The following is a 19,956-nucleotide window of genomic DNA, read 5'->3' on the forward strand; positions in this document are numbered from 1 at the left end:
TCTCCCAGATGTCCGTCAGGCGTAGTCCAGTACCGTCTCGCAGGCGGCGAGGATGTCCTCGACGCCCGGCAGGTAGAGCTGTTCCAGCCGGTACAGCGGTGGCGGGATGTCCGGCGCGGTGACCCGCTGGATGGGTGCGCGCAGGTCGAGCCAGGCGCGCTCGTACAGGCTGGCGGCGATTTCCCCGCCCAGCCCGCCGCTCCTTGGCGCCTCGTGCACGATCACGCAGCGCCCGGTCTTGCGCAGCGAGGCTTCCAGGGTGTCGAGGTCCAGCGGCTTGAGGCAGGCGACGTCGATCACCTCGGCCTCGACGCCCTGCCCGGCCAGGCGTGCCGCCGCCTGCAGGGTTTCATGCACGCTGGCGCCCCAGCTCACCAGCGTCAGGTCCTGGCCTTCGCGCAGGGTGAAGCAGCTGTCCAGCGGCAGGCGTTGGCCATCGTCCTGCAGCGGCTGCGGGTTCATGCGGTACAGGCGGGTGGGCTCCAGAAAGAGCACCGGATCGGGATCGTCGATAGCCGCCAGCAGCAGCCCGTAGGCGCGCGCCGGCGAGGAAGGCACCACCACGCGCAGGCCGGGGATGTGCGCGAACAGCGCCTCGGTGCTTTCGCTGTGGTGTTCCGGCGCGCGGATGCCGGCGCCCATCGGCGTGCGCATCACCAGCGGACAGGACAGCCGCCCGCGCGTGCGGTTGCGCAGGCGGCTGGCATGGGATACCAGGTGCTCCATGGCGGCGTAGATGAAGCCCATGAACTGGATTTCCACCACCGGCTTGAGACCCTGGGCGGCCATGCCGACGGCCAGCCCGCCGAGCATGGTTTCCGCCAGCGGCGTATCGATCACCCGCTTGCGCCCGAAGCGCTCGCGCAGCCCCAACGTGGCGCGGAACACGCCGCCGTTCACGCCCACGTCCTCGCCGAGCACCACCACGTTCTCGTCATCGGCCATGGCGCGGGCCAGCGCCAGGTTCACCGCTTCCACCAGGCTGTAGGTCTTGTCACTCATGGGCCTGCCCTCCGCGCCGAGCGACGCGCTCGCGCATCTGCTCGCGCTGCTCGGCCAGGGGGGTCGGCCAGCGCTGGTAAAGGTGCTCGAACACCTGGTCCGGGTCGGGTTCGCCGATGCGCTCGAAGCGTTCCACGGCCAGCTGCAGCTGCGCCTGGCAGTGCTCGATCAGGTCCTGCTCGCGCTGCTCGTTCCAGTTGCCGCGGCTGGCCAGGAATGCCTGCAGACGCTTGATCGGCTCGCGCGCCCAGGCGGCGGAGACTTCCTCGTTCGGCCGGTAGCGGCTGGCGTCGTCGGCGGTGGTGTGGTCGCTGAGGCGGTAGCTCAGGCATTCGATCAGCGTCGGCCCCTTGCCCTGGCGGGCGCGCTCCAATGCCGCCTGGATGCGCGTGTAGACCGCCAGCACGTCGTTGCCGTCCACTTGCTCGCCGGGGATGCCCGCGCCGACAGCCTTCTGCGCCAGGGTCGGTGCGCCGCATTGCAGGCTGCGCGGCACCGAGATGGCCCACTGGTTGTTGTTGATGATGAAGACCACCGGCAGCTGCCAGGCACCCGCCACGTTGAGGGCTTCGAGGAAGTCGCCCTTGCTGGTGGCGCCGTCGCCACAGGTGGTGGCCACGGCGCGGTGCTGGTCGCGGATGCGCATCGCCGCCGCCACGCCACAGGCATGCAGCGCCTGGGTGGCGATGGGCACGCAGATGGGGAAATCCTCGCGGGCCAGCGGGTCGGCGAAGGCGCTGCCGCGCTCGTCGCCACCCCAGTAGAGCAGCACCTCCTCCATGCGCGCGCCGCGCATCAGCTGCACCCCGGTGTCACGGTAATAGGGCACCAGCACGTCATCCGGGCGCAGCGCGGCGCCCAGTGCCACGCCGATGGCTTCCTGGCCGAGACCCTGGGCGAAGGTGCCGATCCGCCCGGTGCGCTGCAGCGCCACGGCCTTCTGGTCGAACAGGCGAGTCAGCACCATCTGCCGATACAGGCGTTCCAGCAATTCGGCATCGTCGGCGCAGGGTGGCAGCGCGGCGCAGGGCCGGCCGTCGGGGTCGAGAAAACGCGTGAAGGGGATTGCAGGGTCGTGCATGCCAGTCTCCTCGGCGCCTTATGGGCGCGGTGGTCGAACCCGATGGGCTTGTGGCCCGGGTCCGTGAGCGAAACCTGTGCGTTGGCGATTACCAGCTGCCGTCAGCCAAACAGTAGCCTTTCCGCCTGCTGGTCGGCTACCCGTGCCGGCGAGCGCTTTTCTGCCTGGGCATGGGCGTAGATATCGGTGAGACGCCGGGGAATCTCCTGCATCTGCGCGGTGATGCGCTCCGGCGGCGCGCCTTCGTGCTGCAGGGAAACATAGATCAGTCCGCCGGAGTTGATCACGTAATCCGGCGCGTAGAGGATGCCGCGCGCTTCCAGTTCATCGGCGATACCCGGGTGGCTCAGTTGATTGTTGGCCGCGCCCGCCACCGCCGCGCAGCGCAGCTGGGCCACCGTCAGGCTGTTGAAAATGCCGCCCAGCCCGCAGGGCGAGAGGATGTCGCAGGGTGTGGCCAGCAGTGCCTCGCTGGGTACCGGATGGGCGCCGAACTGTTCGACCGCCAACTGCACCAGACCCGGGTTGTGGTCGCTGACCAGCAATTCGGCGCCGGCCGCGGCGAGTTGTTCGGCCAGGGCAAACCCCACGTGGCCGAGCCCCTGTACGGCGATGCGCAGGTCTTCCAGATCGTCGCTGCCCAGCCGTGCCAGTGCGGTGGCACGGATGCCGGCAAACACACCGAGGGCGGTGTGCACCGACGGGTCGCCGCCCTGGCTGGTGCTGGTCACATGGGTGGTCTGCCGGGCGACACAGTCCATGTCGGCGGCAGAGGTGCCGCTGTCCACCGCAGTGATGTAGCGACCGCCCAGTGAATCCACCATTCGCCCGAAGGCCTCGAACAGCGCGGCGCGATCATTCAGGTGCGGTGGGCGCATGATCACCGCCTTGCCGCCGCCCTGTGCCAGGCCCGCCAGCGCGGCCTTGTAGCTCATGCCCTCGGCCAGGCGCATGGCGTCGCGGATCGCGCTCTCCTCGTCCGCGTAGGCAAGGAAGCGGCAGCCGCCGAGCGCCGGCCCCAGCCGGGTATTGTGGATGGCGATGACCGCCCGCATGCCGGTGGCGGGGTCATGCGCAAGGTGCAAGGCCTCCAGCCGGACGGCCTCCATCTGGGCAAACATGGCATCCCTCCGCCGGGCCTGAGTGATCTGGTGCAAGCAGTATAGGTGGCGGCTGCGGGTCGACTGGACGGGCCGGCAAGGCCCGTCTACAAGAATGGGGTCACTTGGAGGCGCGATGAATGGATGCCCGCGAAGCCTGCCTGTCCTGTCTGCGTCGGGGTACGGATGCCCTGTTCGAGGCGGCCCTGTGGATCGCTGCCGAGCACGATCCCACCTTCCGGCCCGAAAGCCTGCTGGCCACCGTCGAGCGCCTGCGCCATCGCCTGTCGACCAGTCTGCCTACCCTGCCGGCCCGCGAGCAGGCGCAGCCGCTGTTACGCCTGCTGAACGCGCTGGACTTCCATGAAGACACCAGCGGCCCGGACAGCGTCCTGGCCCACCGGGTGCTGCAGCGCCGGCGGGGCCAGCCATTGATGCTGGGCCTGCTGGCCCTGGAGCTGGCCCGCCGGCTGGACATTCCGCTGCGCGGCATCAACTTTCCCGGTCGCTTCCTGCTGCGAGTGCCGGGTGCCGACCATTTGCTCGACCCGGCTGGCGGCCGGCGGCTGTACCTGAACGATTGCCGCGAGCTGCTCGAACGTCGCTACCAGGGCAAGCTGCAGCTCAACTCCAGCCATCTGCAGCCCTGCTCGCCCGCCGAGCTGCTGCAACGCATCTCGCGCAGCCTGCGCCATCAGCACCAGAAAGCCGGCCAACTGCTCGCCGCGCTGAAGGATGCCGACCGGGTGCTGCAACTGGGCGTGCCCACGGTGGCCGACCACCTGGCCCGTGCCGATCTCTACCAGCGCCTGGAATGCCCGCCCGGCGAGCGCTACGACCTGCAGCACGCCCTGCTGCTCTGCGAGGACCCCGGCGAGCGCCTGCGCCTGACCGAGCGCCTGCGCGAAGCGGGCACGCCCGACGTGGTGCACTGACAGTCGACGTGGCCGCCCAGGCCACTAGAATGGCGGTCTCCCCCTGGCTTGGAAGCGTGCCCATGCTGTTTGGCGTCCTGTTGGTCATGACCTGGTTGATCCTGCTGATTCGCTACCCGCACAAGGCGTTGCCGGTGTCGCTGGTCGCGCTGCTCGGCATCGGCCTGCTGGCCAGCTGGGTGCTCTGGCAGGAGGCCCGCGACGAAGACCGCCTGGCCCGTCTGGAACTGAGCCTCGACTACGCACCCGGTCAGTGCCCGGCCCATCGCCCGCTGCGCGTCTCCCTGCGCAACACCAGCACGCTGCCGCTGCGCGAGCTGACCTGGCGCATCGCCGCCTACCCGTCCGAAGACGATCTCAACCTGGCCCGCTCGGAAACCGTGGCGCGCTACCACGGTGCCGCGCCGCTGGCCCCCGGCGCGCAGTGGCACGACTGCCTGCCACTACCGGCCCTGCGCCCCGGCTATGTGCCCGAATCCCTGGTGTTTCGTGCCGAGCGGCGACGCGGCCACTTTGCCGATTGAGGCCCGTCAATCGCCGCCATAGAGATTGCCAAGTTCCTCCGCAGCTCATGCGCGGGCACAGTAGCCACCAACGAACACCGCTTCCCTCAAGGAGGAACGTATGCACCTGATCGCCCGACTGCTGACGCCCGCGCAACCGAACCAGAACAGCCGCCACGCCTGCCAGGAGCACCCGAATTTCTGGATGTACCCCTGCCAGTGAGCACCAGCCGCAAGCGGCCTGTTCGATCAGGCCTCTTGCGTTTTTATTAATACGAATTATTCTCATCTAGCCTTTTCACAGGAGAGATGAGCCATGACCTACCTGATCGACGCCTGGCTGGACCACCCAACCCTACCTGCGTGTGCTGGATCGAGCCACCGGCTCGGTTTGCGTGCGCCTCGAAGGGCAAGAGCTGCAGGAACTGCGCGAACAGGGCGAACTGGACCCCGCCGTGCTCACCACCGACCGGCCCGGCGAACTCAAGGAACTGGTGCGCACCCTGTTTCTGTTCAGCTACGCCAGGGCGCTGCGCGCCTGAACCAGACACCGCGCCGCCCCTGCGCTGCACGCCGTGCCAGCCGCCTGGGTGTAGGGTGGTCAACGCTGCGCGTTGGCCACCGCGGCGCTGACCCGCCGACAGCGGTAGAATCGCCGCCTTTCCCCAACCCAGTCGCCGTTCCATGCCCCAGCCCTCTTCCCCCATCGTCGTCATTGGCGGCGGCCCCGCCGGTCTGATGGCCGCCGAAGTCCTGGCCCAGGCCGGGCTGTCCGTGGATCTGTACGACGCGATGCCCTCGGTGGGCCGCAAGTTCCTGCTCGCCGGGGTCGGCGGTATGAACATTACCCACTCGGAAGCCCGCGAGGCCTTCCTGTCGCGTTACCGCGAAGCGCGTCCGGCGCTGCAGCCGCACATCGAAGCCTTCGACGCCGAGGCGCTGCGCGCCTGGATTCACGGCCTGGGCATCGATACCTTCGTCGGCAGCTCCGGTCGGGTGTTTCCCACCGACATGAAGGCCGCGCCGCTGCTGCGCGCCTGGCTCAAACGCCTGAAGGACAGTGGAGTACGCATCCACACCCGCAGCCGCTGGCTGGGCTGGAACGACACGGGTCAATTGCGCATCGCCAGCGAACACGGCGAACACGGCGAACAGGCCGTCGACGCCGCGGCGGTGATCCTGGCGCTGGGCGGTGGCAGCTGGGCGCGGCTGGGCTCGGACGGCGCCTGGGTGCCGCTGCTGCAACAGCGCGGCGTCGCCATCGCGCCGCTGCGCGCCAGCAATTGCGGCTTCGAGGTGGACGGCTGGAGCACGCTGCTGCGCGACAAGCATGCCGGCGCGCCGCTGAAGAACGTCACCCTGGCGCTACCCGGCCAGCCGGCCCGGCGCGGCGAGTTCATCCTCACCGCCACCGGCATCGAGGGCAGCCTGGTGTATGCGCTGTCCGCCGAAATTCGCGGCGTGATCGAGCGGGAGGGCTCCGCGACAGTCCATCTGGACCTGCTGCCCGACCGCACGCTGGAACAGATCGCCATCGCGCTGGCCAAGCCGCGCGGCGCGCAGTCGATGGCCAAGCACCTGCATCGCCAGTTGAAGCTCGACGGCGTGAAGGCCGCGCTCTTGCGCGAGCTGACCGAGGCCGCCACCTTCCAGGCGCCGCAGCAACTGGCGCAAGCGATCAAGGCCCTGCCGATCCGCCTGCTGCGCACCCGCCCGCTGGACGAGGCGATCAGCAGCGCCGGCGGCGTGCCGTTCGCCGAGCTGGATGAGCGGCTGATGTTCAGGAAACTGCCCGGCGTGTTCTGCGCCGGGGAGATGCTCGATTGGGAAGCGCCGACCGGCGGCTACCTGCTTACCGCCTGCTTCGCCACCGGCCGCGCGGCGGCACGCGGGGTGATTGAGTGGCTGGGCCAGTGCGCCCCGGCGGCGGCCAGATAAGGCGCTGACCGCCCTACATCCTCGGACGGCTCAGGGTCCTGCGTAAGGTGGACAACGCTTTCCTTGTCCACCATCGCGCCGGCACGGCGCGCCTGGTTCAGGGCTTCTTGCGCGTCGGCTTGCCGCCGAAGCTCGGTGCCTTGCGGATCGGCTTGGCGTCGGGCTTCTCGCTGGCGTCGAACCAGTTGCCCAGGTGGATCTTGCCCTTGCCGGCCGGCGCGGCCTTGGGTTGCTTGGGCTTCTTGGGTTTTTTCAGCACCAGCCCGCCAAGGGCGGTCTGCGGCACGCGGTGGTCGGGGATGAAGTCCGGCTCGTCGCGGCGCGGCAGCACCTGGCCGATCAGGTTCTCGATGGCGGCCAGCTGATCGACCTCGTCGGCGCACACCAGCGAGATCGCCTCGCCCGTGGCGCCGGCCCGGCCGGTGCGGCCGATGCGGTGCACGTAATCCTCGGCGACGATCGGCAGGTCCAGATTGACCACCTGCGGCAGGTCGTGGATGTCCAGGCCGCGCGCCGCCACGTCGGTGGCGACCAGAATCTGTACCTCGCCGGCCTTGAAGCGCTCCAGGGCGCGCAGGCGCGACGGCTGCGGCTTGTCGCCATGGATCGAGTCGGCGGCAAAGCCCGCCGCCTGCACTTCCTCCACCAGTTGATCGACGCCCTTGCGGGTCTTGGCGAACACCAGCACCTGGCCCCAGCGCTGCTCGGCCAGCAGGTGCAGGAACAGCTCGCTCTTGCGCTTCTTGTCCACCGGGATCAGCCACTGCTTGACGCTCTTGGCGGCGGTGTTGCGCGGCGCCACCTCGATGTTCAGCGGGTCGCGCAGCAGCTCGCCGGCCAGCTGGCGAATGGCGTCGGAGAAAGTCGCGGAGAACAGCAGGGTCTGGCGTTTCTTCGGCAGCGCGGCGAACAGTTCGTCCAGCTCGCGGGCGAAGCCCAGATCGAGCATGCGGTCGGCCTCGTCGAGCACCAGCACCTGTAGTTGTTCGAAGCGCACGGCGTTCTGCCGGTACAGGTCGAGCAGCCGACCCGGGGTGGCGACCAGCAGGTCAATGCCCTTGCGCAGCGCCATCATCTGCGGGTTGATGCTCACCCCGCCGTACACCGCGTAGCTGCGCAGCGGCAGGTTCTCGCCGTAGCGCTGGACGCTCTGCTGCACCTGTTCGGCCAGCTCGCGGGTCGGCGTCAGCACCAGCGCGCGCACCGAGTTGCTGGCCACCTTCGGGCCTTGCAGGGTCAGCTTCTGCAGCAGCGGCAGGGCAAAACCGGCGGTCTTGCCGGTGCCGGTCTGCGCGGCGGCGAGCAGGTCGCGGCCCTTGAGCACGGCGGGAATCGCTTCCTTCTGCACCGGCGTCGGCGTGCGGTAGTCAAGGGCGTCCAGGGTCCGCAGCAGCGGATCGATCAGGCCGAGGGATGCGAAGGTCATGAAGGGCTCGCGGCGCGGTGGAAAAGGCGCGCGGATTCTACAGCAACAGCTCGCCTTCCACTGGCACGAAACGGCCGGCGGCGCGGATCAGCGACTGCGCGGTGAGCGCCGGCACGCCGTACACGCAGCTGTCCACGCCGAGTGCGCGCAGGCGGTCGAGCAGCAGGTCGAAATCGCCATCGCCGGAGGCCAGCACCACTTCGTCGACACGGCTGGCGGCGTCCAGCACGTCGATGGTGATGCCCACGTCCCAGTCGCCCTTAGCCGAGCCGTCGCTGCGCTGGATGAACGGCTTGAGTTTCACGGTGAAGCCCAGGTTGCGCAGGATCTGCTGGAACTGCTGTTGCTTGGCGTCGCCACGGTCGATGGCATAGGCGTAGGCCTCGGTTACCTCACCGCGCGCCTGCAGCTGGCGCAGGAACACGCCGTAGTCGAAATGCCGGCCATGGGCCTGGCGCACGGTGTAATACAGGTTCTGCACATCGACGAATACGGCAAGTCTTTTCAAGGGGTTCTCCGGTTGCTGGCGCCATTATGCGCCGTGGGGCCTTTCGTAGGGCGGACAACGCTTCACCTGTCCGCCGCCGGGGTGTCGAGCCGGTGCCTGGGTTGGCGGACAAGAAATACGTTGTCCGCCCTACGCCCGCGAAGGCTTTGTGCCTGCCCCGGCCTGGGCTACAGTGGCGCCCCCGTTGTTTGGGTTCCCGTCGATGAATGCAATGACCCTTCTGCGCGACGCCTGGTATTTCTTCCACCGCCATGCCGCGCATCTCGCCCTGCTGTGCCTGCCGCTGATCCTGCTGGAACGCCTGGCCGGCAACCTGCTGGCGCCGTATCTGGGCGACTGGCAGGGCTCAGCCGACCTGCTCGCCGGGCTGCTGTTCTACCCCCTCTATGGCGCCGCGCTGATCCTCTACCTGGACACCCGCACCCGGGGCCTGCGGCCCGGCAGCGCTGCGCTGCTGGCCATGGCGCTGCGCCTGTGGCCCTCGCTGGCGCTGCTCACTGCGCTGAGCACCCTGCTGATCATGCTGGGCGCCTCGCTGTTCATCCTGCCCGGCCTGTGGCTGATGGCGCGCCTGGCCTTCGCCGACTTCCTGGTGGTGCTGCAGGGCTTCACTCCGCTGGCGGCCCTCGGTGACAGCATGGCGCTGACCCGGGGCCAGTTCTGGCGCATCTTCACGGTGATGATGGCGGTCATGCTGCCGCTGTGGGGGCTGGAGGCCTTTCTGTCCGGCCTGCTGTCCGAAGACCTGGCGCCGCGCGTGCTGCTGGAAAGCCTGATCGGTTTCGCCCAGTTGTTCGTTGGCGTGGCGCTCTACCGCTGCTTCATGCTCACTGTCAGCGGGCCGATCACCGACACGCCCTGAAGCGTTTCAGCCGCGCGCCGTGCGCGACAGCACCAGACGCTGGAACAGCCGCGGAAAGCAGCGCGACAGCAGCTGGCCGCGCCAGCCGACATTGGAGATCACCAGCTGCGTGCGGCGGCGCAACGCGCCCTGGAAGATCGCCTCGGCCACGTCCTGCGCCGACGCCACCCGGCCCACCGCCAGGGGCGCCGGAGCGTTCACCGAACCGTCACCGGCCAGGGCGTTGCGATGCATGTCGGTGGCGGTGAACCCCGGACACACCAGCAGCACGTTGACGCCCGCCTCGCGCACCTCCTGGCGCAGGGTGTCGAACAGTCCGTGCAGCGCGTGCTTGCTGGCGTTGTAGGCGCAGCGCAGGTGCAGCGGCACGAAGCCGGACAGCGAGCTGAGCACGATGATCTGTCCCCGGCGCTCCAGCAGGCTGGGCAGCGCCGCCTGGGTGCAGTACAGCGCGCCAAAGTAATTGACCGCCATGATGCGCTCGAACACCGCGCGCGGCGTGTCGGCGAAGCGACTGCGGTGGGTGATGCCGGCGTTGTTGACCAGCAGGTCGATGCCGCCACAGCGCTCGGTCACCAGCGTCATGATCCGCTCCACCGCCTGCGGGTCCGACACGTCGCAGACCAGCCCCATCGCATCGCTGTTCAGGTGCTCGCGCAGGTGCAGCACCAGGCTGTCCAGCTCCTCGCGGTGCAGGTCGAGAATCACCGGCCGCGCCCCGGCCTGGGCAAAACGCAGCACCAGCGCGCGGCCGATACCCGAACAGCCGCCGGTGACCAGCACCACCTTGCGCTCGAACACCTTGCTGGCGAAGACCTTGCGGTACATGGCACGCCACCTCTGCTGTTGGCTTGCCAGCAGCATAGACAAGGGAGGCAACAAGCCGGTCCTGCAGGCCCGCCGCACGGTTTTGCTGGCGTGAACCAGGCTCACGCTTCGTGCACGCCGCAGGCGCGCCGTTCCGGCGCGATGGTGGCCAAGGACCAACGTTGACCACCCTACGTCGACCGGCCCCAACGCGGGGTGCCGTGAACGTAGGGTGGCTCACGCTTCACCGAGCCACCGTGCGCGCCGCAGGCGCGCGGTGTCCCGCGCGGTGGTGGCCAAGGACCACCCGATGTCCGTGTCGGTTCTAGCGCCGCGGCTTGGCCCGGGCGGTGGGCTCGGCGACCAGCGGGTCGTCCGGCCAGTAGTGCTTGGGATAGCGGCCCTTGAGGTCCTTCTTCACCTCGGCGTAGGTGTTGGCCCAGAAGCTGGCCAGGTCCTGGGTCACCTGTACTGGACGGTGTGCCGGCGACAGCAAGTGCAGCTTGAGGCCCAGCCGGCCACCGGCGATACGCGGCGTGGCGGCCAGGCCGAACAGTTCCTGAAGGCGCACCGCCAGCACCGGTGGCGACTCGCTGTAGTCGATGCGGATCTGCGAGCCGGACGGCACCGTCAGGCTCTTCGGCGCCAGCTCGTCGAGGCGCTGCGGCAGCGGCCAGGGCAGCCGGTTGTGCAGGATCGACGACAGGTCCAGGTTGGCGAAATGACTGAGGCGGCTGACCTTGCCCAGGTAAGGCCCGAGCCACGCCTCCAGGCTGGCCAGCAGCGCCGCGTCGGATACGTCCGGCCAGTCGCCGGCCTTGCCCTGTTCCAGGTCCAGCCCACGCAGCAGCAACACGCGCGCCTGCCACTGGCGCAGCTCCGGGGTCCAGGGCAGCAGCTCCAGGCCCTTGCGGCGTACCAGCTCGACCAGCGCGCGGGTTCGCGCCGCCTCGTCCAGCGCCGCCAGCGGCTCGCGACTGAGCACCAGCTCGCCGACCCGGCGCTGGCGTTCGGCGCGCAGCACGCCTTCGCGCTCGTCCCAGTCCAGCACCTCCTGGACGCTGACCTGCTCGGCCAGCACCGAGTCGAACAGCGCCGGATCGAGATCGGCGGCCAGGTAGATGCGTTCCTCGCGCTGTCCCTGGCGACTGCCCAGGTCGGCGATCACCAGCCACTCGTGCTTCATCAGCGCGTCCGGCTCGCCGAACTGCGCGGCGCGGCCGTTGGCCAGCCGGTAGTCGCCGCCTTCGGCGCGGCGCTGGCGGGCGACGCGGTCCGGGTAGGCGAAGGCCAGCAGCGCGCCGAGCCAGCGCGGATGTTCGGGATCGCTCACCGCCGCGCTGGCCGATCCGCGCAGCTGCTGGCGGTACTGCCGCGCCAGTTGGCGGATGCGCTGCAGCGCGCCGCGACCGCCGCCGCGCGCCTCGCCGGAGAGCAGCGCCAGCCGACTGTGCAGGTCGGCGCCGGCGCCGCGCAGGATGTCGCGCTCACCCAACAATGCCGCCAGCTCGCAGGCCAGCGCGGTCAGCCCCAGCGCCTGCCCCTTGAGCAGCAGGTGGGCGATGCGCGGATGCGCCGGCAATTCGGCCATCGCCTGGCCATGAGCGGTCAGCACACCGCGCGTATCCAGCGCGCCGAGGCGGCGCAGCAGCTCGCCGGCCTGGGCGTAGGCGGCGGGCGGCGGCGCATCCAGCCAGCTCAGCTCGTCCGGCGTCACGCCCCAACGGGCCAGTTGCAGGGCCAGGCCGGACAGGTCGGCCTGGACGATCTCCGCGCTGTCGTAGGCGTTGAGCTGGTCGTGCTGGGTCTCGCTCCACAGCCGGTAGCACACGCCCGGCTCCAGGCGCCCGGCGCGGCCGGCGCGCTGGGTGGCGCTGGCCCGGGAGATGCGCTGGGTGGCCAGACGGGTCATGCCGCTGCCGGGGTCGAAACGCGGCACCCGCGCCAGGCCGGCATCGATCACCACGCGCACGCCGTCGATGGTCAGGCTGGTCTCGGCGATGTTGGTGGCCAGCACCACCTTGCGCGTGCCGGTCGGTGCCGGCTCGATGGCTGCGCGCTGGGCGTTCAGCTCCAGCTCGCCGTGCAGCGGGCAGAGCAGGAGATCGTCGCGTCGACCCAGTTGTTCGGCCAGCTGCTCGTGCACGCGGCGGATCTCCGCCTGGCCGGGCAGGAACACCAGCAGGCTGCCCTGCTCCTCATCGAGGGCCTGCAAGACCGTGTTAACCACGCGCGGCTCGATGAACTCGCCGGGCTGGCTCGGCCGGCCCCAGCGCACGTCCACCGGGAACATGCGCCCTTCGCTGCGCACCACCGGCGCGTCGTCGAGCAGCGCGCTCAGGCGCGCGCCTTCCAGGGTGGCGGACATCACCAGCAGCTTGAGCGGCGTGTCGCGCAGCAGCACGCGGCCGTTCAGGCACAGCGCCAGGGCCAGGTCGGCGTCCAGGCTGCGCTCGTGGAATTCGTCGAAGATCACCAGGCCGACGCCCTCCAGCGCCGGGTCGGCCTGCAGGCGCCGGGTGAGGATGCCCTCGGTGACCACCTCGATGCGCGTGTTCGGGCCGACCTTGCTGTCCAGGCGGATGCGGTAGCCGACGGTGTCGCCGACCGCCTCGCCGAGCTCGCTGGCCAGCCGCTCGGCGGCGGCGCGCGCGGCCAGTCGGCGCGGTTCCAGCATGAGGATGCTCTGCCCGGCCAGCCAGGGTTCGTCGAGCAGCGCCAGCGGCACGCGGGTGGTCTTGCCGGCGCCGGGCGGCGCTTCCAGCACCGCCTCGTCGCGGCTGGACAATGCGGCGCGCAGCGCGGGCAATACGGCGTCGATGGGCAGGGACTGCATGGGTGTTTTCCAGGGCAACGCGAAGGGGCGCCAGTATAAGGGGGGTTATCGGTGACGGCGCAGCGCCCGGACTGTGGGAGCGAATTCATTCCCGAGCGTCTGGTTTCGGCCGCCGAAAAGCTCGCGGACAAGTCCGCTCCCACAATGAGAGAGGCCGCCATGCACCCCGGCGGTCTTCGGCATCCTGTCACAACCCTAAGCGGGTCTTCGCGGTCTACTGCCGCATACCCACCCGCAAGGAGAACCATCATGCGCACCCCGCCCCGCCTGCTCTGCGTCGCCCTCGGTGGCGCGCTGCTCACTCAATTGGCCGCCTGCGGCACGCTGTTCTACCCGGAACGGCGCGGCCAGATCGACGGCAAGCTCGACCCGGTGGTGTTCGCCCTGGATGCCGTCGGCCTGCTGCTGTACATCGTTCCCGGACTGATCGCCCTGGGCATCGACTTCGCCACCGGGGCCATCTACCTGCCCGGCGGCGAGAAGTACTCGGTGGCGCCGGAAGCGTTGCGCGATGCGGTGGACAACCAGGGGCAGGTGAACCGTCAGCGGCTTCGTGCCATCATCCGCGAGGCCAGCGGCCGCGACCTGCCCCTCGACCACCCCGGTGTGATCGAGCAGCACGGCAGTGTGGAGCAGCTGGCCGCCTACGGCCTGCGGCCGTCCGCCTGACATCCCGAAGGAGCCCCGCGCAATATGAAGGTCCCCGAACAGCACGCCCGTCTGCTGCGCCTGGCCACCGGCGCCGCACTGGCCACGGCCCTCACCCTGGCCCTGGTCAAGGCGGTGGCCTGGTGGCTGAGCGGTTCGGTGAGCCTGCTGGCGGGGCTCACCGATTCCCTGCTGGACGGCGCCGCCTCGCTGCTCAACCTGATTGCCGTGCATTACTCGCTGCGCCCGGCCGACGACGACCACCGCTACGGCCATGGCAAGGCGGAGGCCCTGGCCGGACTCGGCCAGGCGCTGTTCATCGGCGTCAGCGCAGTCCTGGTGGCGATCCATGGCGTGCAACGCCTGCTCGACCCGCAACCGCTGGGCGACACCGATGCCGGTATCGCGGTGATGGTCTTGTCGATCGTGCTCACCGCCGTGCTGCTGCTGTTCCAGCGCCATGTGGTGCGCACCACCGGCTCCACGGCGATCCATGCCGACTCCCTGCACTACCGCTCCGACCTGCTGCTCAACGCCAGCATCCTGGTCGCGCTGTTGCTGGCCGGTGCCGGCCTGCTCTGGCTGGACGCGGCCTTCGGCATCGGCATTGCCGGCATCATCCTGTGGAGCGCGCTGGGCATCGTGCGCGAGGCCGCCGCTGTGCTGATGGACGAGGAACTGGCGCCGCAGCACACCGAGCGCATGCATGCGCTGGCCTGCGGGGTGCCGGATGTGCTGGGCGCCCACGACCTGCGCACCCGCCGCTCCGGCACCCTGTGGTTCGTGCAGATGCACGTGGAGCTGCCCGCCGAGCTGACGCTGGAAGAGGCCCATGCGCGCTGCGAGGCGGTGAGCGCGGCTATTCGCGCCGAGTTTCCGCAGAGCGATGTGCTGGTGCATGCCGATCCGTGCCACACCCCGGAAGGCATCGCCCTGTAGAAGCGTCCCCGCCAATTTTTCGGGACATAAAAAAGGGGAAGCCAGTCGGCTTCCCCAGTCAATTCTTCATCGCTCCGCTCCCGGCGAGGGTATCGCCGTTGCCTGTCGCCAGCCTGGTTGGGCGGGCGGACCCGGGTGCCGTGCGACGTGGTGAGTCGCCGGCGACGGTGCCCCTGGTTGGAGGCGACCGCTGGAGGTTCCGGGCCTTCGAAGTTGGAGCCAGTGTACGCCAGCAGGCGCGATCAGAGATTGCGAAGATTGCGCGACAAGCCGCCGCTTGCGCAATCAAAGAACGCAGGAGCACTATTCTCGGCAATCTTTCCACAAAGAGAGCGCCGCGATGAGCACGCTGGACCGTTACGACCTGAACATCCTCGCCGAACTGCAGCGCAACGCGCGCATCTCCAACCAGGAGCTGGCCGAGCGCATCGGCCTGTCGCCTTCGCCCTGCTCGCGGCGGGTCAAGCAACTGGAGGACGAGGGCTACATCGTGCGCCAGGTGGCGCTGCTGGATCGCAAGAAGCTCGGCCTGACGCTGACCGCCTACGTGCTGATCGGCATGGACCGCCACACCCCGGAGCGCTTCGAGCATTTCCAGGAAAAGATCCGCCAGCACCCGGAAGTGGTGGAATGCTGCGTGATCACCGGCATGGAGGCGGACATCCTGCTCAAGGTGGTAGTCGAGGACATGGACCACTACCAGGCCTTCCTGCTCGGCAACCTGACGCGCATCGAGGGGGTCAGCAGCGTGCGCTCGAGCTTCGTGCTCAACCAGGTGATCGCCAGCACCGAGCTGCCGCTCAACCATCTGCGCGGCTGAGTCGAACCGGCAAACGTGACGCGGCGCACGCCGCCGCGTGCTCCTCGCCAGGCTGCCAAGGGGGCGCCTGCGTATAATCTCGCCCGCTTGATATCCGCCTTGCGTGGCCGCGCGCGGCAAGTCCGGCCCAGACCGGATCCCCAAACGCCCATCGATCCTTCCGTGGTGTGCCACAGGAATTCAGGCACCGAAGCCTGCGACTCCGATCGCGTCCGATGAATGCCCCCGCGCTGCGGGCAGGCTGCGTCGTTCGCGCGTCGGCGCGGCTGCCTCCTACCCGCATGGAACAAGGACAGATCGATGAGTCCCGCCGACAGCCTGATGCACAGCTATGGCCGCTGCTGTGCCAGCCCCACCTTTTTCGATGATTTCTACCGCAGCTTCCTGGCCAGCTCCGCCGAAGTGCGCGCCAAGTTCGTCAACACCGACATGACTGGCCAGAAGCAGCTGCTGCGCCAGGGCATCCTCAATCTGGTGATGTACAGCCGCGGGCTGCCGGATACCAAGCTGCGCGCCCTCGGCGCCTCGCATGCGCGCAGCGGCCTGGATATCCGTCCCGAACTTTACGAGCTGTGGCTGACGGCGCTGCTGCAGACCATCCGCGAGCATGACCGCGAGTGCACCGCGCAGACCCTGCAGACCTGGCGCGAGGCGCTGGGCAAGGGCATCGCGGTGATCCAGTCGCACTACTGAGCGGCACCGACGGGGCAACCGCAGCTGCCCACCACGCAGCACGGGCGTATACTCCCGCGCTTTGCCCCGTCACGAGGTCGCCATGGAAACCGAACAGTTCGAAGCCCTGATGATGTATGTGCTTGTAGGCGGACTGATCCTGTTCATGTTCTTCATCATCTGGGACCTGGCCAAGAAGTCGAAGGCCGGCCGCCTGGGCACCGCCATCCTGTTTCTCGGCCTGGGCCTGTGCCTGGTGGCCTTCCTGGCCAAGCCGCTGATCACCTACGTGCTGGAGCTGTTTCTGGAGTCCTGAGGCACTCGCGCCATTGTCAGACACGTTTCGATCGCAACTGACGCCATCGTAGGGCGGTCGGCTTTTTTTCCGGCCGCCACCGCGATGCACGCCGATGCCGTGTCCGGTGGCCAACGCTGTGCGTTGCCCACCCTACGGTGCGGATCAGCGCAAGCGCCGATGCGCTCAATCCAGTCGCGCCGGCAGTTCGCGCCATTCGCCGGGTTGCAGGCCGTCCAGGCTCCAGGGGCCGATGCGCACCCGCACCAGGCGCAGGGTCGGCAGGCCCACGGCGGCGGTCATGCGCCGCACCTGGCGGTTGCGACCCTCGCGAATCACCAGCTCCAGCCAGGCGGTCGGCACGCTCTTGCGAAAACGCACCGGCGGATGGCGCTCCCAGAGCGTTGGCTCAGCGAGCAGGCGCGCCTCGGCCGGCAGGGTCGGCCCATCGTTCAGCGCCACGCCTTCGCGCAGCCGCTGCAACTGCTCCTCGCTCGGTTCGCCTTCCACCTGAACCCAGTAAGTCTTGGCCAGCTTATGTTTCGGGTCGGCGATGCGTGCCTGCAGGCGACCGTCGTTGGTCAGCAGCAGCAGTCCCTCGCTGTCACGATCCAGCCGCCCGGCCGGGTAGACGCCCGGCACCGGCACGAAGTCCTTCAAGGTGGCACGGCCCTGATCGTCGTTGAACTGGGTGAGCACGTCGAAGGGCTTGTTGAGCAGGATCAGTCGCGGCTCGGCCGGCGGCGCCTTGGCCACCCGACGCGGCGTGGGACGGCGGGAAACGGGAGGACGGGGACGCGACATGCCGGGAAACCTGCGAGCACAACGGGGCGCGCAGTGTAACCCAGGGCTGTGAGGGCGAACGTGTTCGCGAGCTTCCGGCGTCGGCCTGCAACCTGGCCGGGCCGCCCAAAGAGCTCGCGGACAAGTCCGCCCCACAGAAAACTCGGGTAGCGCCACTCAGCGCTGGAAGCGCTCCACCAGGGCGTGCATGGCGCTTGAGGTTTCGCTGAGCTCGCGGCCAACCTCGGCCGATTGTTCGGCCAGCCCGGCGTTGTGCTCGGCGACCTGGGCGATGGCGGTAATCTGCCGGGCCACCTCGTCGGCCACCTGGGCCTGCTGCTCGGTGGCGGCGGCCATCTGCAGCCCCATGTCGCGGATCTCGCCCACGGCCTGACGGATGCCCAGCAGCGCCTGCTGGCTGGCAATCACCTGGGCCAGACCGGCGGTGGCCTCCTCGCGGCCAACGCGGGCAATGCGCACAGCGCCGTCACTGCCCTCGTGCAGCGTCTGCAGGACGGCTTGGATCGCCTCGGTCGCCTCACGGGTGCGCTGCGACAGCTCGCGCACCTCACCCGCGACCACAGCGAAGCCTCGCCCCTGCTCGCCGGCCCGCGCCGCTTCGATGGCGGCGTTGAGCGCCAGCAGGTTGGTCTGCTCGGAGATCGCCCGGATCATGCCGGCGGCCTGGTCGATGCTGCGGGTTTCCCGCGCCAGCCCCTCCACCGTGTCGCTGATGGCCGCGACACGGCGGGCCAGTCCATCGATCTGCGCCCGTGCCTTCTCCGCCTCGCCGGCACCCTGCCCGGCCAGACTGTCGACCCGGCAGGCCTCGTCGGCAGAGCGCTGGACCATGCCCGACACCTCGCCGATCGAAGCGGCCATCTGCTGCATGGCGACCGCCGCCTGGTGCGCCTCATGCCGCTGGCCCTGCAGCGACGCTTCGGTATCCCGGGTCAGCAGACCACTGCGTGTGGCCAGCGCGGCGGCCTGGTCGGCGTAGTCATCCAGACGGCTGAGCAAGGTGCGCAGGCGCGCCTGCTCGCTGATCAGCGCCATGTGCATGCGTGCCGGCCGGCCGCGCAGGTCACTGAAGCTGCGCGCCACCAGCTCGCTGTCGAAGGCGCCCTGCATGTTGCGTTGCAACCGATCCAGCAGCCGTTGCTGCGCGGAATGCTGTGCGAAATACAGAATGGGCAGGGTGACCAGCGCCACCCCGAGGCCGAACGTCGGCGACCAGAGCGCCGCCAGCAGCGCGGGCACGCCGGCCAGGAACGGCGTCGCCCACTGCGCTGCCAACCCCTGGGAACGGCGCTTGAAACCCTGCTCGGTCACTTCTGCGTACAGGGCACTGGCGCGGCGCACCTGATCGGGCTCCGGGCGGATACGCACCGACTCGTAGCCGACCAGCACACCCTCCTGGTGGATCGGCGTCACATAGGCGCAGACCCAATAGAAATCGCCGTTCTTGCAGCGATTCTTGACGATGCCCATCCAGGGCCGACCGTCCTTGAGGTGCCGCCACATGTGGCCGAAGACTGCCTTGGGCATGTCCGGGTGGCGCACCAGATTGTGGTGGCTGCCCAGCAGCTCCTCGCGGGAGTAGCCACTGACAGCCGCAAATTCATCGTTGCAGTAGGTGATGACGCCACGGGGATCGGTGGCCGAGATCAAGCGCTGTTCGGCGGGGAAGAGGCGTTCGCGGTCCGTGGTAAGCGCAGTGCGCGCCATGGCCAACTCCATTTGGGCATTTGAACGCGGCATGATGTCCCAATAACACCACAGAGACAACGGGAATTTTGACGCCAATAAAATTACATCGCATCGTGCCGCGATACGCGCCCTTCTCCCTCCATTCCTACGCTATGACCTCACCTTCAGGTAGTTCTCGGCCCAGGCCGCATACTGCTCGGCCTCCGAGTAGCGTGCGACCAGTTCCTTGGTTTCCAGCACGCCGGTGTCGATGCGGCGCTGCTCGCGCAGGCAGTCGTAAGTGGCCTTCAGCGCGGCGTAGTAGGCTGCGTGCCCGCTGACCACGATGCGCACGCCGAGGCGGGCCAGGCGGGCCTGGTCGCGCAGCTTGGGGTTGCCGTAGGTGATCAGCATCTTGGGGATGTCGATGTGCGGCACGATCTGCTCCAGGTGCTCGAAATCCTCGATGCCGACCAGGCAGATGCCGTCGACGCCGGCCGCCTGGTAGGCGCGGGCGCGGGTGATGGTTTCCTCCAGGCCGCTGCCGGCGTTGGTGCGCGCCAGGATGCTCAGCGCCGGGTCGATGCGCGCCTCCAGCGCCGCCTTGAGCTTGCCGACCGCCTCGTCGATGCCGATCAGGTCCACCGCCTTGCCGCCGAAACGCGCCGGCAGCACGGTGTCCTCGATGGTCAGCGCGGCGATGCCGTTGCGTTCCAGCTCGGTGACGGTGCGCATCACGTTGAGGGCGTTGCCGTAGCCGTGGTCGGCGTCGGCCAGTACCGGCAGGGTGGCGACGCGGCCGATGCGCGCCGCCTGCTCGACGAACTCGCTGAGGGTGATCAGCGCGATGTCCGGCGCAGCCAGCACTTCCAGCGAGGCCACCGAGCCGCCGAGGATGCCGACCTCGAAACCGAGGTCGCCGGCCATGCGGGCGGACATCGGGTCGAACACCGAGGCGCAGTGGTAGCAGGCATCGGAGGCCAGGAGTGCGCGAAATGCCTCGCGCAGGCTATGGGGAGAAACGCGTTGCATGATCATCCTTCACAGGCAATGGCGCAGCACGGCTGCGCGTGGCACGACTCATCCCTGAGAAAGTCTTTGCAAACAAAGAG

At 68.9% G+C, this 19,956-nt stretch carries 19 protein-coding genes and 2 pseudogenes; 10 read left to right on the top strand and 11 right to left on the bottom strand.

Annotated elements, in window-relative coordinates; all coding sequences use genetic code 11:
* Positions 1 to 15: 15 nt before the first annotated feature.
* The 3 genes from PT85_RS09535 to PT85_RS09545 all read right to left on the bottom strand — a co-directional run bounded on the left by PT85_RS09535 (position 16) and on the right by PT85_RS09545 (position 3,204).
* The gene (locus tag PT85_RS09535) at positions 16 to 1,002 is read right to left on the bottom strand and encodes an alpha-ketoacid dehydrogenase subunit beta (RefSeq protein ID WP_039606529.1); all 987 of its coding nucleotides are present in this window, start codon (positions 1,000 to 1,002) and stop codon (positions 16 to 18) included.
* Positions 995 to 2,083: a pyruvate dehydrogenase (acetyl-transferring) E1 component subunit alpha gene (pdhA, locus tag PT85_RS09540; protein WP_039559480.1), complete on the bottom strand. Its 1,089-nt coding sequence runs from the start codon at positions 2,081 to 2,083 to the stop codon at positions 995 to 997. The genes PT85_RS09535 and pdhA overlap by 8 nt, the downstream gene beginning before the upstream one ends.
* Positions 2,084 to 2,184: 101 nt before the next feature.
* Complete coding sequence (locus PT85_RS09545; RefSeq protein WP_027591167.1) at positions 2,185 to 3,204, bottom strand: Leu/Phe/Val dehydrogenase; 1,020 nt, start codon at positions 3,202 to 3,204, stop codon at positions 2,185 to 2,187.
* A 119-nt stretch (positions 3,205 to 3,323) separates the two neighbouring features.
* Here PT85_RS09545 and PT85_RS09550 point away from each other — a divergent pair, with 119 nt between their 5' ends.
* From PT85_RS09550 to PT85_RS09565, 4 genes and pseudogenes are all read left to right on the top strand, one after another.
* A complete protein-coding gene (locus tag PT85_RS09550; RefSeq protein ID WP_039606530.1) occupies positions 3,324 to 4,118 on the top strand; it encodes a transglutaminase family protein in 795 nt (264 codons plus the stop codon).
* A gap of 62 nt (positions 4,119 to 4,180) precedes the next feature.
* Entirely contained in the window at positions 4,181 to 4,642 is a 462-nt protein-coding gene (locus PT85_RS09555; RefSeq protein ID WP_039606531.1) for a hypothetical protein, read from the top strand.
* A gap of 295 nt (positions 4,643 to 4,937) precedes the next feature.
* Positions 4,938 to 5,163, top strand: a pseudogene (locus tag PT85_RS09560) (PA4570 family protein).
* Positions 5,164 to 5,305: 142 nt separating this feature from the next.
* Positions 5,306 to 6,559 carry a BaiN/RdsA family NAD(P)/FAD-dependent oxidoreductase gene (locus PT85_RS09565; protein ID WP_039606532.1) on the top strand — a complete coding sequence of 418 codons (1,254 nt, stop codon included), beginning with the start codon at positions 5,306 to 5,308 and terminating at the stop codon, positions 6,557 to 6,559.
* A gap of 97 nt (positions 6,560 to 6,656) precedes the next feature.
* On the opposite strand, the gene PT85_RS09570 is transcribed toward PT85_RS09565, so the two are convergent.
* Both PT85_RS09570 and PT85_RS09575 read right to left on the bottom strand, forming a co-directional pair.
* Complete coding sequence (locus PT85_RS09570; RefSeq protein ID WP_039606533.1) at positions 6,657 to 7,985, bottom strand: DEAD/DEAH box helicase; 1,329 nt, start codon at positions 7,983 to 7,985, stop codon at positions 6,657 to 6,659.
* A gap of 37 nt (positions 7,986 to 8,022) precedes the next feature.
* Complete coding sequence (locus tag PT85_RS09575) at positions 8,023 to 8,493, bottom strand: LabA-like NYN domain-containing protein (RefSeq protein WP_039559472.1); 471 nt, start codon at positions 8,491 to 8,493, stop codon at positions 8,023 to 8,025.
* Positions 8,494 to 8,704: 211 nt separating this feature from the next.
* Here PT85_RS09575 and PT85_RS09580 point away from each other — a divergent pair, with 211 nt between their 5' ends.
* Complete coding sequence (locus PT85_RS09580; RefSeq protein ID WP_407681086.1) at positions 8,705 to 9,355, top strand: hypothetical protein; 651 nt, start codon at positions 8,705 to 8,707, stop codon at positions 9,353 to 9,355.
* Positions 9,356 to 9,361: 6 nt separating this feature from the next.
* Here the strand turns inward: PT85_RS09580 and PT85_RS09585 are convergent, their stop codons facing one another.
* A complete protein-coding gene (locus tag PT85_RS09585; RefSeq protein ID WP_039606535.1) occupies positions 9,362 to 10,183 on the bottom strand; it encodes an SDR family oxidoreductase in 822 nt (273 codons plus the stop codon).
* Between the two features lie 304 nt (positions 10,184 to 10,487).
* Positions 10,488 to 12,998, bottom strand: coding sequence for an ATP-dependent helicase HrpB (gene hrpB / locus PT85_RS09590; protein ID WP_039606536.1), 2,511 nt, complete (start codon positions 12,996 to 12,998; stop codon positions 10,488 to 10,490).
* A gap of 249 nt (positions 12,999 to 13,247) precedes the next feature.
* Between hrpB and PT85_RS09595 the strand changes: the two genes are divergently transcribed.
* The 5 genes from PT85_RS09595 to PT85_RS09615 all read left to right on the top strand — a co-directional run bounded on the left by PT85_RS09595 (position 13,248) and on the right by PT85_RS09615 (position 16,393).
* Positions 13,248 to 13,667: a hypothetical protein gene (locus PT85_RS09595; protein WP_039606537.1), complete on the top strand. Its 420-nt coding sequence runs from the start codon at positions 13,248 to 13,250 to the stop codon at positions 13,665 to 13,667.
* A gap of 24 nt (positions 13,668 to 13,691) precedes the next feature.
* Entirely contained in the window at positions 13,692 to 14,585 is an 894-nt protein-coding gene (locus PT85_RS09600; protein ID WP_027591571.1) for a cation diffusion facilitator family transporter, read from the top strand.
* Between the two features lie 340 nt (positions 14,586 to 14,925).
* On the top strand, positions 14,926 to 15,405 hold the full coding sequence (locus tag PT85_RS09605) for an Lrp/AsnC family transcriptional regulator (protein ID WP_027591572.1): 480 nt from the start codon (positions 14,926 to 14,928) through the stop codon (positions 15,403 to 15,405).
* A 300-nt stretch (positions 15,406 to 15,705) separates the two neighbouring features.
* A complete protein-coding gene (locus PT85_RS09610) occupies positions 15,706 to 16,098 on the top strand; it encodes a globin domain-containing protein (protein ID WP_027591573.1) in 393 nt (130 codons plus the stop codon).
* Between the two features lie 82 nt (positions 16,099 to 16,180).
* On the top strand, positions 16,181 to 16,393 hold the full coding sequence (locus PT85_RS09615; protein ID WP_027591574.1) for a DUF2788 domain-containing protein: 213 nt from the start codon (positions 16,181 to 16,183) through the stop codon (positions 16,391 to 16,393).
* A 165-nt stretch (positions 16,394 to 16,558) separates the two neighbouring features.
* Here the strand turns inward: PT85_RS09615 and PT85_RS09620 are convergent, their stop codons facing one another.
* The 4 genes and pseudogenes from PT85_RS09620 to PT85_RS09630 all read right to left on the bottom strand — a co-directional run bounded on the left by PT85_RS09620 (position 16,559) and on the right by PT85_RS09630 (position 19,876).
* Entirely contained in the window at positions 16,559 to 17,128 is a 570-nt protein-coding gene (locus PT85_RS09620; RefSeq protein WP_039606538.1) for a pseudouridine synthase, read from the bottom strand.
* A 204-nt stretch (positions 17,129 to 17,332) separates the two neighbouring features.
* The gene (locus PT85_RS18570; protein ID WP_407681092.1) at positions 17,333 to 18,286 is read right to left on the bottom strand and encodes a methyl-accepting chemotaxis protein; all 954 of its coding nucleotides are present in this window, start codon (positions 18,284 to 18,286) and stop codon (positions 17,333 to 17,335) included.
* A 276-nt stretch (positions 18,287 to 18,562) separates the two neighbouring features.
* Positions 18,563 to 18,916, bottom strand: a pseudogene (locus tag PT85_RS18575) (PAS domain-containing protein); the annotation flags it as partial.
* A 99-nt stretch (positions 18,917 to 19,015) separates the two neighbouring features.
* Positions 19,016 to 19,876, bottom strand: a complete 861-nt coding sequence (locus tag PT85_RS09630; protein ID WP_027591577.1) for an isocitrate lyase/PEP mutase family protein — start codon at positions 19,874 to 19,876, stop codon at positions 19,016 to 19,018.
* Positions 19,877 to 19,956: the final 80 nt, after the last annotated feature.

The sequence above is a fragment of the Pseudomonas flexibilis genome (assembly GCF_000806415.1).
GTDB classification, from domain to species: Bacteria; Pseudomonadota; Gammaproteobacteria; order Pseudomonadales; family Pseudomonadaceae; genus Serpens; species Serpens flexibilis.

Coding starts and splice junctions, on each gene's coding strand:
- PT85_RS09535 (WP_039606529.1), bottom strand. CDS start 1,002: ATGAGTGACAAGACCTACAGCCTGGTGGAAGCGGTGAACCTGGCGCTG.
- PT85_RS09605 (WP_027591572.1), top strand. CDS start 14,926: ATGAGCACGCTGGACCGTTACGACCTGAACATCCTCGCCGAACTGCAG.
- pdhA (WP_039559480.1), bottom strand. CDS start 2,083: ATGCACGACCCTGCAATCCCCTTCACGCGTTTTCTCGACCCCGACGGC.
- PT85_RS09600 (WP_027591571.1), top strand. CDS start 13,692: ATGAAGGTCCCCGAACAGCACGCCCGTCTGCTGCGCCTGGCCACCGGC.
- PT85_RS18570 (WP_407681092.1), bottom strand. CDS start 18,286: ATGCAGGGCGCCTTCGACAGCGAGCTGGTGGCGCGCAGCTTCAGTGAC.
- PT85_RS09550 (WP_039606530.1), top strand. CDS start 3,324: ATGGATGCCCGCGAAGCCTGCCTGTCCTGTCTGCGTCGGGGTACGGAT.
- PT85_RS09630 (WP_027591577.1), bottom strand. CDS start 19,876: ATGCAACGCGTTTCTCCCCATAGCCTGCGCGAGGCATTTCGCGCACTC.
- PT85_RS09610 (WP_027591573.1), top strand. CDS start 15,706: ATGAGTCCCGCCGACAGCCTGATGCACAGCTATGGCCGCTGCTGTGCC.
- PT85_RS09585 (WP_039606535.1), bottom strand. CDS start 10,183: ATGTACCGCAAGGTCTTCGCCAGCAAGGTGTTCGAGCGCAAGGTGGTG.
- hrpB (WP_039606536.1), bottom strand. CDS start 12,998: ATGCAGTCCCTGCCCATCGACGCCGTATTGCCCGCGCTGCGCGCCGCA.
- PT85_RS09545 (WP_027591167.1), bottom strand. CDS start 3,204: ATGTTTGCCCAGATGGAGGCCGTCCGGCTGGAGGCCTTGCACCTTGCG.
- PT85_RS09615 (WP_027591574.1), top strand. CDS start 16,181: ATGGAAACCGAACAGTTCGAAGCCCTGATGATGTATGTGCTTGTAGGC.
- PT85_RS09565 (WP_039606532.1), top strand. CDS start 5,306: ATGCCCCAGCCCTCTTCCCCCATCGTCGTCATTGGCGGCGGCCCCGCC.
- PT85_RS09555 (WP_039606531.1), top strand. CDS start 4,181: ATGCTGTTTGGCGTCCTGTTGGTCATGACCTGGTTGATCCTGCTGATT.
- PT85_RS09595 (WP_039606537.1), top strand. CDS start 13,248: ATGCGCACCCCGCCCCGCCTGCTCTGCGTCGCCCTCGGTGGCGCGCTG.
- PT85_RS09570 (WP_039606533.1), bottom strand. CDS start 7,985: ATGACCTTCGCATCCCTCGGCCTGATCGATCCGCTGCTGCGGACCCTG.
- PT85_RS09580 (WP_407681086.1), top strand. CDS start 8,705: ATGACCCTTCTGCGCGACGCCTGGTATTTCTTCCACCGCCATGCCGCG.